An 11969-nucleotide genomic window follows, 5' to 3' on the forward strand; every position below is an offset into this window, starting at 1 on the left:
GTATACTATTCTTCAGACCTGAGAACCATCAGCCCCATCGCCAGAACCCCGGAGCCAGCAGACGTGTCCGCATCGCCAGACAACCTTCAACCAGAAACACCGATCGTGGTCCTCTCCGGCCCGACCGCCAGTGGGAAAACCACGATTGTGAACCGGTTGATGCAGGAGTCGCCGGTCAAGCTGGTCAAAGCGATCTCGGCCACTACCCGCCCCCGGCGGAAAGGGGAAGTGGACGGCGAAGACTACTATTTCCTGACGCAGGCAGAATTCGAAGAACGCCAGAAAAATGACGAATTCCTCGAATGTGAGCAGGTACATGGGTTGGGATACTGGTATGGAACGTTAAAATCAGAGGTAGCTCGCGCCGAACAGGAAGGGGGCTGGCCTTTTCTGGAAATCGATGTACAGGGCACCTTGAAGCTCAAAGAGCAGTTTCCGCAGACGATCACGCTCTTTGTCAGAACCTCCTCCGATGAGGAATACGAAAAACGCATCCGGAGTCGAGGCACCGAGTCAGAAGAAGTCATCGAAAGACGGCTGGAGACCATCCGCAAGGAACTGGAACTAGCCAAACATTATAATCATGTCATTATCAATGACGAACTGGATCGCGCCGTAGCAGAAATCGGCACCATCCTGAAACAACGGGAGCAAGAACTTAATGCTGGAAGAATTTAAAGAAGAAGAAATCGTCAATAAAGTCGGCGGTCGTTTCAAACTCTCTTCACTGATTCAAAAACGGATTGTGGCCCTGAACCGGGGCGCACGTCCGCTGGTCGAAATGCAGACCAAGAACCACATGGAAATCGTGGTCAAAGAAATCATGGAAGACAAAATCTACCTCGATCAGTCTGGCGAAGTCGCGATCAACGACGATGGCAGCCCGCTCGAAGAACTTGAATACGACGACGCCGGTCCGACTCTCGAAGATCTGGTTTAGTTCGCTAAGTCAGGACGATTCGTACCAGGAACTGAATCATGCAGGGGCGGGAAATTCTCATCGGTGTTTCGGGAGGGATTGCCGCTTATAAAACGGCTGATCTCACCAGTAAACTGGTCCAGAAAGGGGCCGCCGTCAGTGTCGTCATGACCCAGGCGGCCCAAAATTTTATTGGTGCGACCACCTTTGAAGCGCTCACGGGGCGTCCTGTCTACCAGGGCGGCTTTACCCCTCAGGAGCATTTCCAGGGCGAACACATCGGACTGGCCCGACGGGCAGAACTGTTTGTGATCGCCCCCGCCACGGCGAATGTCATCGCACAGATGGCCCATGGCATTGCGGACGACCTGCTCTCCACCCTGACACTCACCTGCACCGCTCCCATTCTGATTGCCCCTGCGATGAACGCAGACATGTGGGCCAAGCCGGCTGTACAACGCAATGTGGCACAGATCCAGCAGGATGGTATTCAGATTGTCGAGCCGGGAGAAGGCTGGCTGAGTTGCGGCATTGTCGGCAAAGGACGCATGGCCGAACCTGCGGATATCTTGAAACGAATTGAAGAACTACTCGGCTGAGACTGACCAGCCAGGCCCGGCTGCAGCTCCCTGAACACGAAGCATTTCCATGCGAATTCTCATCACAGCAGGTCCTACCCGCGAATATCTGGACGATGTCCGCTATCTCTCGAATGCCAGCAGTGGCCAGATGGGCTACGAACTGGCTCGGGCCGCGCTGGACGCCGGTCACGAGGTCGCTCTGGTCTCCGGTCCGGTCACCATCGCGGCCCCGGAGGGTTGTGAACTGTATCAGGTCGAAACGACCGATGAAATGTACTCCCGGTGCGAACAACTCTTTAAGGAATGCGATGGCGTGATCGGCACTGCCGCCGTCTGCGACTACCGTATCAAAACCCGCAAACCCGGTAAAATCGCCAAAACCGGAGAAGCGATCACCCTGGAGCTGGTAGAAACCATCGATGTTCTGGCAGAACTGGGCACACAGAAAGAAAACCGCTGGGTGATGGGCTTTGCCCTGGAATCACAGGACGCCCGTTTCAATGCGGTCCGCAAACTTTACAGCAAGAAATGCGATGCGATCGTACTCAACGGCGTGAGTGCCATCGGTTCTGCAGAGAACTTTGTGGAAGTCATCGACCAGAGCCAGGAAACCGTGGCCACCTATTCCGGCCCCAAAGCCAGCGTGGCCCGGGAACTGATTGCCTGGATCCAGTCGCATATTGCCACTCCCTGATCGTTGCTGTTCTCTCCTCAGATCGGGATCATCTCTAGAATCGATACCATCGGTCTAAAGTGACTCCACCACTTCCGCTGACTGCACTAATCCGAACAGCCTGCAGCCCGGGTGGTGAAAAGGCCACACTCTTTGTTGACTTTTTCCGACACGCCCTCATTTCGTGTGCTAGGTTTGAGTAGTTAAGGAAATCAACATACAGCAGAATCCAATACTTGTGTTTGGTACGTCTCAATGCCCCCTCATTGAGACACTAGTCGTGAAAATGTTCCCGTCTGACGATGTTCTTGGGTTTAATCGCAGACGGGAATCATTTTTCCTTCATCTGATATCTCCCCACTAAAACAAGAAACGACTCATTTTCTGGTGCTCACTTTGCGCGCCGTTGATTCCCCTTTGGAACACCCAACTGAAGTACTCAACATAGATTTTCGGGTTGGTCAGAATGATCGACGTTCAACGGTTCAAAACAGATCTTATCGCGCTGGGGTTGCTGGCGGCGACAGTCTTTCTCGGACTGAGCCTGTTCAGTTACGATCCTGCAGATCCCCCTGCGCAACTGGTCTACCCTGTCCGTGAAGCCGCGCAAAACCTGTGTGGTGCTACCGGAGCACATATCGCCCATCTGCTCCGTTCCAGCTTCGGTCTCGGTGCCTGGGGAGTCTTTCTGGCTCTGGTCGTCGTTGATATGCGGATGTTTTCCCGCCAGAAGACCTCAGGCGTCCTGGTGGAACTGCTCGGGCTGGCACTCATCCTCGTTTCGCTTTGCGTCGTCAGCCAGATCATGCTGGGAAACAATAATGCCACTCCATTAATCGGCAGTGGTGGTTATATTGGCGCGCTGGGTTATTCGCTGCTCAATTCCAAATTCTCAATCGCCGGTTCATTGATCCTGCTCGTTTCCATGTTTGCAGCCGGTCTGCTGCTCACTGCCGACACGCTTCCCGTGCGGATCCTGTTTGCCTGCCTCGCATTTCCGTTCAAAGCCTTCAGCCGCGAACCATCCGATGTGGATGAAGATGAAGAAACGGTAGCTGAGGAAGAGGATGAATACGAAGAGGAAGAAGAAGTCGTCGCCGAAGACGAAGAAGAGTACGAAGAGGAAGAAGCGCCGGCTCCCAAAGCCAAAAAGCTTAAAAAACGCAAGCCGATCAAAGTCAATCCGCCAGCCGGTCTGCGACTGGCCCGGCAGGCTCAACCAATCGAGCAAAAAAAAAACAGCTCGTATGAACTCCCCAGTGTAGACCTGCTGGAAGAGGCGGAAAACTTTCCCTTTGAGCTGCTGGCCAGAAAAGCAGAAGAAGCCGCCGAGGTTCTGGAAAACACATTTGCTGACTTTGGTCTGGATATTCAAGTCTCTGAAATTGACACCGGGCCGGTCCTGACGCTGTTCGAACTGGACCTGAAGCCCGGTCTGCGCGTGGCGAAAGTCACCGCACTGGCCAACGATCTGGCAGTGGCCCTGCGTGTGCCTTCCGTGCGTGTCGTGCCTTCCATCCCGGGGAAAAATACTGTCGGTGTGGAAGTTCCCAACGACAAACAGGTGATGGTCCGCCTGCGGGAACTGATTGAATCCTGTTCGAATGATGTCGACAAACACCGCATTCCGCTCTTTATGGGGAAAGATGTCAGTGGTCATCCTTTGACTGCAGACCTGGCCAAGCTGCCTCACCTGTTGATTGCGGGTCGAACCGGTACCGGTAAGAGTGTCTGTCTCAACACGTTGATTCTCTCACTGCTGATGACGCGGACTCCCAACGAAGTCAAAATGCTGATGATCGACCCCAAGATGGTAGAACTGAGCGGCTACAAACGCATTCCGCATCTGATGCACCCGGTCATTACCGACATGAAAAAAGCGGAAGCCGTTCTGGCCTGGGCCGTCGACAAAATGGAAGAGCGTTATGACCTGCTCGCCCGTTGCGGCTCCCGGAACATCGAAAGTTTCAACAAACTCGGCAAGGAAAAAGTGCTCGAACTGGCAGGCATCGATCCCGATTCGGAAGAAGCGCGATCGATGCCGGAAAAAATGCCGTCCATTGTCATTGTGGCTGACGAAATTGCCGACATGATGATGACCTCCGGCAAAGATGTGGAAGCCCATATCATCCGTCTGGCTCAGAAATCGCGAGCAGTTGGAATTCACCTGGTTCTGGCGACTCAGAAACCTACGGTCGACGTCATTACCGGCTTGATCAAATCCAACCTGCCTGCCCGCGTTTCGTTCCAGGTTGCCAGCCGTGGAGACAGTCGCGTGGTGCTGGATGAAAATGGAGCCGATGCCCTGCTCGGAAACGGGGACATGCTCTATCTGGCTCCGGGAACCAGTAAACTGACCCGTGCCCAGGGAGCTTATGTCAGTGATGAAGAAATCGAACGCGTGATCGACTTCTTCAGTGATATGGAACCGGAATACAGCCCCGAACTGGCCCAGATTACCGCCTCCAACGCCAAAAAGAACGGCGGCGGCGATTCGGATCGCAAAGAAGACAGCCTCTACAACGAAGCTGTGGAAGTCGTCATTCGCGAAGGTCGCGGCTCGGTTTCCCTGTTACAGCGGGCTCTGGGAGTTGGCTATGGTCGGGGTGCCCGGCTGATCGACTACATGGCGGAAGATGGAATTGTTGGCGAATACAACGGCTCACAGGCTCGTGAAGTCCTGTACACAATCGATGAGTGGGAAGCCATGAAAGCCAGCAATTTCGAAGACGATTATGGCGAGGAAGAATACGAGGAAGAACTCGTTTGATCCTCCGCCCCTCTGTTCTGTCCGGCATCTGATCTGAAAACGGGGCCGAAATCGGGATTTCGTTTGACTCCTGCCCCCCCGCTGCTTATGATCTTCCCAGAGAAACTGTAAAATCAGAACCGTCTACCCAATTGGAAGGTCTTCTTGTCCATGCTGTCTGTCTCAAATAGCGTCTGCATTAGCAGCATTATTATTATTTGTGAGATTACAGACTCCCTATGACTTGAGGATCATTGCCAATTTAACAGATTTTCATAACCTCAGGTCACAACCTGAGGTTTTTTTATTGGATTCACGAGGACGCATCAAGGAGCAGCACGCAATCGCCAGAAGAGAGTAACAGGACAGTAGTTCGCTGCTTTTCCGGATGATGTGAGCCCCCAAGTTTTCGACGATTGGCCAGAGTGTATCCAGCAACGTTTATTTCATTTCAACAGAAAGAAAGCCCCTAAGATGGCCCGAATTCAGATGTACGATACCACTTTGCGGGATGGCAGCCAGGGAGAAGGCGTGAACTTCTCATTGGAAGACAAGCTGCAGATTACCGCAAAGCTCGACGAAATGGGCTTCGACTACATCGAAGGCGGCTACCCCCTCTCCAACCCCAAGGATACCGAATATTTTCACCGGGTGGCGGAAATGGACCTCAAGCACGCGAAGGTCACCGCCTTTGGTATGACCCGCCGCAAGGACATCGAAGCCAAAGACGATGTCGGCATGCAGGCGCTGCGCGATTCACAGGCGCCCGTGGTCACCATCGTCGGGAAAACCTGGGACCTGCACGTGACGGAAGTCCTCCGGGTTTCGCTCGAAGAAAACCTGGCAATGATCGCCGATTCAGTCGCGTTCATCAAATCCTGCGGACGCGAAGTCATCTATGATGCAGAGCATTTCTTCGATGGCTTTCGTGCCAATCCGGAATACGCCCTGAAGACAATCAAGGCCGCCGCAGATGCGGGTGCTGATGCGATCATCCCCTGTGACACCAACGGCGGCAGCCTTCCCGAAGTCATCACGAAATACGTCGATCTGGTCCGCTCCGAACTGGATGTCCCCCTCGGGATCCACTGTCATAATGACTGTGACCTCGCCGTCGCCAATTCCCTGGCTGCGATCGAGCATGGCGTAGTGCAGGTTCAGGGTACCATCAACGGTCTGGGCGAACGGTGCGGTAACGCGGATCTGATCAGTGTCATCGCAAATCTGGTCACCAAGAAAGAAGGCTACTCGGTCCTGCTCGACAACAACCTGCACAATCTGACCGAGCTCTCCCGCTATGTCTACGAACTGGCCAACATGAACTTCCGTTCCAGCCAGCCCTTTGTCGGCAGTAGCGCCTTCGCACATAAGGGCGGCATGCACGTGCACGCCGTAAATCGGCTGGCCCGCAGCTATGAACACATCGAACCGGAAATCGTCGGCAACGAACGGAAAGTGCTCGTCAGTGAGCTCTCGGGCCGTTCAAACATCGTGGCGAAAACAACCAAGTTCCAGCTTGATAACGACCCTGAACTGCTGACCCGGATTCTGGAGAAGGTCCAGGACCTGGAAAACGAAGGCTATCAGTTTGAAGCCGCGGAAGCCTCGTTTGACCTGCTCGTCAAGAAAGTTGCAGGCACCTTCAAGCCGCACTTCGAAAAGATCCATTACCGTGTGAATGTTGAATCCGACGACTCGCATGAGCCGCTGACGGAAGCGACCATCAAACTGAAGGTCAACGATCAGCAGGAGCACGTAGTTGGCGAAGGCGACGGTCCCGTCAACGCCCTCGATACGGCACTGCGGAAGGCCCTCTGCCCGTTCTACCCTGCCCTCGAAAAGATGCAGTTGGTTGACTACAAGGTCCGCGTCATCAACTCTGCCGAGGGGACCGCTGCCAGTGTGCGGGTGGTCATCGAAAGCCGGGACGAACACAAGGTCTGGAGCAGTATCGGCGTCAGCGAGAATGTGATCGAGGCCAGCTGGCTGGCTCTGGCGGACAGTTTCGAATACAAGCTCTATAAGGATGAAGGAACTTTTTTGGAATAGAAGCCGGAATCCTCGACCGTCACCAATGCCCGTCACGCCGTTTTTTGCTATACCAGACGCTGGATACTGGCATGACGGGCAGTTTGAGCAGATGTATCCCTGTACCATCGCCCTTTTTCTCATCAGTCCTAGAATTTAAACCCAACCGGATCCCATGACCGAATCGCTTGAGAAACATTACAATCCTGAGAGTGCGCAAGAGAAATGGTACCCTTTCTGGGAAGAAAAAGGCTATTTCCACGCCGAGCCTGACCCGGAAAAAGAACAGCACACCATCATGATCCCCCTGCCGAACGTCACCGGGGCACTGCACATGGGGCACGCGCTTAACGGTACTCTGCAGGACCTGATCACCCGCTGGCGACGGATGCAGGGCTACGAAGCACTCTGGATGCCCGGTACCGACCATGCAGGCATCGCCACTCAGGCGGTCGTCGAACGCCGCATGAAGGAAGAAGAAAACCTGACTCGCCACGACATCGGTCGCGAGGCACTCATCGAACGGATCTGGAAATGGAAGGATCAGTACGAAAAACGGATCCTTAACCAGCTGCGCAAACTGGGGGCCAGCTGTGACTGGGAGCGGACCCGCTTCACACTGGATGAAATGTGTTCCAAAGCGGTCCGTCGCACGTTTCTGAAGCTCTTTTCGGACGGCCTGATTTATCGTGGCAAGCGACTCGTGAACTGGGATCCGTTCCTGCAAACCGCAGTCGCGGATGACGAAGTCTACCCGGAAGAAATTGATGGTCACTTCTGGACTTTCCAGTATCCGGTTGTCAACAGCGATGAACGCATTTCCTTCTCGACCACGCGTCCCGAAACAATGCTGGGTGATACCGCCGTCTGCGTACATCCGTCCGATGAACGCTACACACATCTGGTCGGCAAGAAAGTCCGTATTCCGCTGAATGGTCGGGAAATTCCAATTATCGCTGACGCGCTCCTGGCAAACAAAGACCTGGGAACCGGTGCCGTCAAGGTCACTCCGGCTCACGATCCCAACGATTATGCCTGCGGTCTGCGAAACAATCTGGAACAAATTAATATTCTCAATCCCGATGGCACGATGAACGAAGCCGCCGGCGAATACGAGGGTCTGGATCGCTACGAAGTCCGCAAAAAAGTTGTCGAGGACATGGACAAGCTCGGCTTTTTCATCGAAGTTGAAGACCGCAAGATTCCGGTCAAACACAGCGACCGTTCCAAGACTCCGATCGAACCCTATCTCTCCGATCAGTGGTTTGTGAAAATGGATACCCTGGCCCAGTCCGCGATCGACGCCGTCGAAGATGGTCGCGTCCGTTTCTTCCCCAGTCGCTATTCTAAAACCTATCTCGACTGGCTCAAAGAAAAGCGGGACTGGTGCATCAGCCGCCAGCTCTGGTGGGGACACCGTATCCCGATCTGGTATTGCGATACCTGTTCGGAAGAAGATCTCAAACAGGCTTTCGGCGATCGCTATGACGTCAGCTACAGCCGTGATGACGAAGACACCTGCTGGCTGATCTGTTCCGAGACCGACCTGAACGGTGACGAACTGGGAACCGCACACCAACTGACCCAGGACGAAGATGTTCTGGATACCTGGTTCAGTAGTGCCCTCTGGCCGCACGCGACACTGGGCTGGCCCGATAAAAATCCTGATCTCGATTATTTCTATCCGGGCAGTGTCCTGGTGACCAGCCGTGATATCATCACGCTCTGGGTGGCCCGCATGGTTCTCACGGGCCTGTATAACATGGGCGACATCCCGTTCAAGCACGTCTGCATTCATCCCAAGATTCTGGATGGATTCGGGCAGACCATGTCAAAATCCAGAGGGAACGGCGTCGACCCCATGGATCTGATCGACAAATACGGCGTCGATGCGGTCCGCTTCACGATCTCCTCGTTTGCCGGTGAAACGCAGGACGTCAGACTGCCGGTCGGCTATGAAGATCCGGAAACGGGCGAAGTCGTGCCACAGACACTGGAACATCAGACAGCCATTCCAGCCGGCGGAGAAAAGCCGCGGATCAAATTCCCCCAAAGTGGAAAATCGTACCAGTACACCAGCCCCTGGTTCGATCCCGATCCGGGTGAAAAAGTGGCCCGCATTGTCAGCGAACGATTTGAATACGGCCGCAACTTCTGTAACAAACTCTGGAACGCCTGTCGGTTCGCCATGCTGAACCTGGAAGGCTACACGCCCGGTCCGATCGATGAAAACGATCTGACGATGGAAGATCACTGGATTCTGAGCCGACTTTCCACGGTCGCAGAAGAGATGACCACTGTACTGGGCCGGTACCAGTTCGACGTCGCGACCCGGGCCATTCGAGACTTCACCTGGAATGAGTTCTGCGACTGGTACCTGGAAATGATCAAACCCCGACTGCGGGATGAAGCCTTAAAACCCGTCGCACAGCGCGTGCTGGTTGGCGTACTGGATAACCTGCTGAGACTCTTACAGCCGTTTGTCCCCTTCGTCACCGAAGAGCTCTGGCAGCGTCTGAATGAAATCGCCCCGGAGCGAGGCTTGTTCACACCTGAACCGGCAGCAGAGAGCGTAATGATCGCTCCCTGGCCCGATCCACCACAGAGCTGGCAGGATCCCCAACTGGAAAAACGGTTTGAGCGTCTGCAGGAAATGATTGTCGCTGTCCGCAACATTCGTGCGGTTTATAAAATTTCTCCTGCGACCCCGCTCAAGCTCTTTCTGCGTTGTGAAGCTGGAATCGCTGATGACATGCAGAACGTAGCCAGTCAGTTCGACAACCTGGCCAAAACGCTGCTCGAATCAGCGGGTGCTGACGTGCAGCGGCCTGGTGGATCGGCTACGTTTTCCCTCAATGAGGTAGACGGTTTTATCGCTTTGAAAGGGATCATCGACCTCGAAGCCGAACTGTCCCGCCTGCAGGGTGAAGCAGAAAAACTGAAGAAACACATCGAAGGCAGCGAAAAGAAACTGGCTAATAAAAACTTTGTCGATCGCGCTCCTGCTGATGTTGTGGAAGGCGTGAAAGACACCCTGGCCGGACTGCAGAAACAGTTACAGAGTGTCCAGGACTCCATCAATCAGCTGAGCGAGCAGTAACCGCAATTCAGAAAGAGATTCTGTTTTCGACTGCCGACTTACTGTATAATACACAATTCAAATACAGGCACACTGACTCCCGATTTTGATTCTTATTCTGGTTGCTGGTCCTCTCTGCCAAAGCGGGGCTGACCTCAGGAGGTTCTCTTGCTAGTTGAAATGGAGTTATCTCGCATCATTATCAGCGAGATCGGTGAACAGCAGGTAATCTACCTGCGTGAAGTCGAGGGGGACCGGATCTTTCCGATTCTGATCGGCATTTTTGAAGTGACCACCATTGAACGTCGGGTCAATAATGAGTTCAAGCCTCAGCGTCCGCTCACGCACGATCTATTGAAAAGCACAATTGAATCTCTGGGCGGCACGCTCAAAGACATCGTGATCACCCACCTGGAAGACCATACCTACTATGCGGTTCTCCGCGTCGAACAGGATGGGGAACTGATCGAAATCGACAGTCGCCCCAGTGATGCGATCGCGCTATCCATTCACTATGAACCACACCTGCCGATTTACGTCCATGAATCGGTACTGGAACAGACCGCCAAATAGCAGGCATGAGGCAACCAATTCAAAAGAACAGGGGCACCTCAGATCTGATTCTGAGGTGCCCCTGCTTTGTTTGGGTCTTCTGAACTGTATCAGTTCAGAACTTAGTTACATTCTGCTACCAGCGGACCGGCCAGTTCATCCAGAATGATCAGACGGCCGGGTTGCGTAGTCATGTAGGTAGAAGGAATCCAACTGGTCGGTTCGTGACGCAGCGTCATCCAGACACTCATCCCCTGCCACTGCATGCCCCGTGAGAAGATCCCGTCGCAACCGCCGATAATCTTGTCGGCATTCAGGAAGCAGCCTGGTCCGATAGTATTCGCGTAAGCAGGTACGAGGGTGGTGCGGCTCTTGAAGCTGGTAACCGCATTCTGCTCGATTGTCAGTGGGTGCAGCTTGGCGCCAATCCGATGCGTCTGTGCCTTCCATTCTTCTTCAGAACCAAATTCACCTGCGAAGTGCGGTTCCCAGAATGCGATGTGGCAGACACGGCCAATCCCGAAGATCACGCCCAGTTTCGCACCGGCGGCTTTGAGCTCACCAATTTTCTCGGCATAGGTCGGCAGGACATCCGGCGTTGCAAAGTGACGCTGGTTTTCCGGAACAGTCAGTTCGCCCAGCGGACCGTAGAAAGCCTGTTTCATGGCGTACTGGAAGGCACCTGGATTGTCCGGCGGAAGTGTATTGCCTTCGGCATCGCTCCATTCATCCATATTGAAGCCATACACGTGATCGCAGGAGACGCCCCACTCTTTAAGAAAGAAAACGGCCCAGCGATACATGCCCATCGGCCCCACTGGCAGAATTAACGCCAGCTTTTCCCCCGCATCGCGTGACTGTTTGATCGTCAGAGCGATCTCATGCCCCATAATCGTATCGAAATCGGTCACGCTGCCACACATGACCGGCTCAAACTTCTCGTGCCACCAGGGCTGACGATCCGTAATCGTGGTTGGATCCGCACTCATGCACTGATCGATTTTGGCCAGATCCCAACCAGCGGGAAAATAGCCTTCCATCATGGAACCGGCAATCGTACTCATCAAATCCATAGTATTCCCCTTCTCAAAGCAAATTCACAGGTTTGTGAAACTGTTTAAATTCTCAAAAACTACTAATTTCTAACGATTGTTGCAAAATTCGATCGCTGGCGTGGATTCTAGCATAGAAACACCGGGAAAACAGGAACCAGCGGTCCCCGATTTGATAAACAGAAGAATAATTAAACAAGGCACTTCAGTTCGACAAACATCTTGAATTCTCTTACCGATATAGTTCTAATAGAGAGGCAGAGTTGACTGCTTTCCCAAGCCGTCGATCCCGCCTGAAAATGACCTCCCAGACAATCCCGAGGGCCAAAGCATTCC

9 protein-coding genes are annotated in these 11969 nt (G+C 53.7%); 8 read left to right on the top strand and 1 reads right to left on the bottom strand.

Going from position 1 to position 11969, the window contains the following annotated elements; genetic code table 11:
• Positions 1-63 precede the first annotated feature (63 nt).
• From gmk to Enr10x_RS13540, 8 genes are all read left to right on the top strand, one after another.
• Positions 64-678 carry a guanylate kinase gene (gene gmk / locus Enr10x_RS13505; RefSeq protein WP_145449895.1) on the top strand — a complete coding sequence of 205 codons (615 nt, stop codon included), beginning with the start codon at positions 64-66 and terminating at the stop codon, positions 676-678.
• Complete coding sequence (locus Enr10x_RS13510) at positions 662-940, top strand: DNA-directed RNA polymerase subunit omega (protein WP_145039302.1); 279 nt, start codon at positions 662-664, stop codon at positions 938-940. The genes gmk and Enr10x_RS13510 overlap by 17 nt, the downstream gene beginning before the upstream one ends.
• A 38-nt stretch (positions 941-978) precedes the next feature.
• The gene (locus tag Enr10x_RS13515) at positions 979-1518 is read left to right on the top strand and encodes a flavoprotein (RefSeq protein WP_145106889.1); all 540 of its coding nucleotides are present in this window, start codon (positions 979-981) and stop codon (positions 1516-1518) included.
• A gap of 49 nt (positions 1519-1567) precedes the next feature.
• Positions 1568-2194 (top strand): phosphopantothenoylcysteine decarboxylase domain-containing protein, encoded by a 627-nt coding sequence (locus Enr10x_RS13520; RefSeq protein ID WP_145106887.1) that lies wholly within the window; start codon positions 1568-1570, stop codon positions 2192-2194.
• Positions 2195-2639: 445 nt separating this feature from the next.
• Positions 2640-4943 carry a DNA translocase FtsK gene (locus Enr10x_RS13525; protein WP_145449898.1) on the top strand — a complete coding sequence of 768 codons (2304 nt, stop codon included), beginning with the start codon at positions 2640-2642 and terminating at the stop codon, positions 4941-4943.
• Positions 4944-5396: 453 nt separating this feature from the next.
• Positions 5397-6971, top strand: coding sequence for a citramalate synthase (gene cimA / locus Enr10x_RS13530; RefSeq protein WP_145449900.1), 1575 nt, complete (start codon positions 5397-5399; stop codon positions 6969-6971).
• Between the two features lie 154 nt (positions 6972-7125).
• Positions 7126-10050, top strand: a complete 2925-nt coding sequence (locus tag Enr10x_RS13535; protein WP_145449902.1) for a valine--tRNA ligase — start codon at positions 7126-7128, stop codon at positions 10048-10050.
• 147 nt (positions 10051-10197) lie between these two features.
• Entirely contained in the window at positions 10198-10602 is a 405-nt protein-coding gene (locus tag Enr10x_RS13540; RefSeq protein WP_145449905.1) for a bifunctional nuclease family protein, read from the top strand.
• 101 nt (positions 10603-10703) lie between these two features.
• On the opposite strand, the gene Enr10x_RS13545 is transcribed toward Enr10x_RS13540, so the two are convergent.
• Entirely contained in the window at positions 10704-11654 is a 951-nt protein-coding gene (locus Enr10x_RS13545) for a sugar phosphate isomerase family (RefSeq protein WP_145449907.1), read from the bottom strand.
• Between the last annotated feature and the right edge of the window lie 315 nt (positions 11655-11969).

The sequence above is a fragment of the Gimesia panareensis genome (assembly GCF_007748155.1).
Lineage (GTDB): Bacteria > Planctomycetota > Planctomycetia > Planctomycetales > Planctomycetaceae > Gimesia > Gimesia panareensis.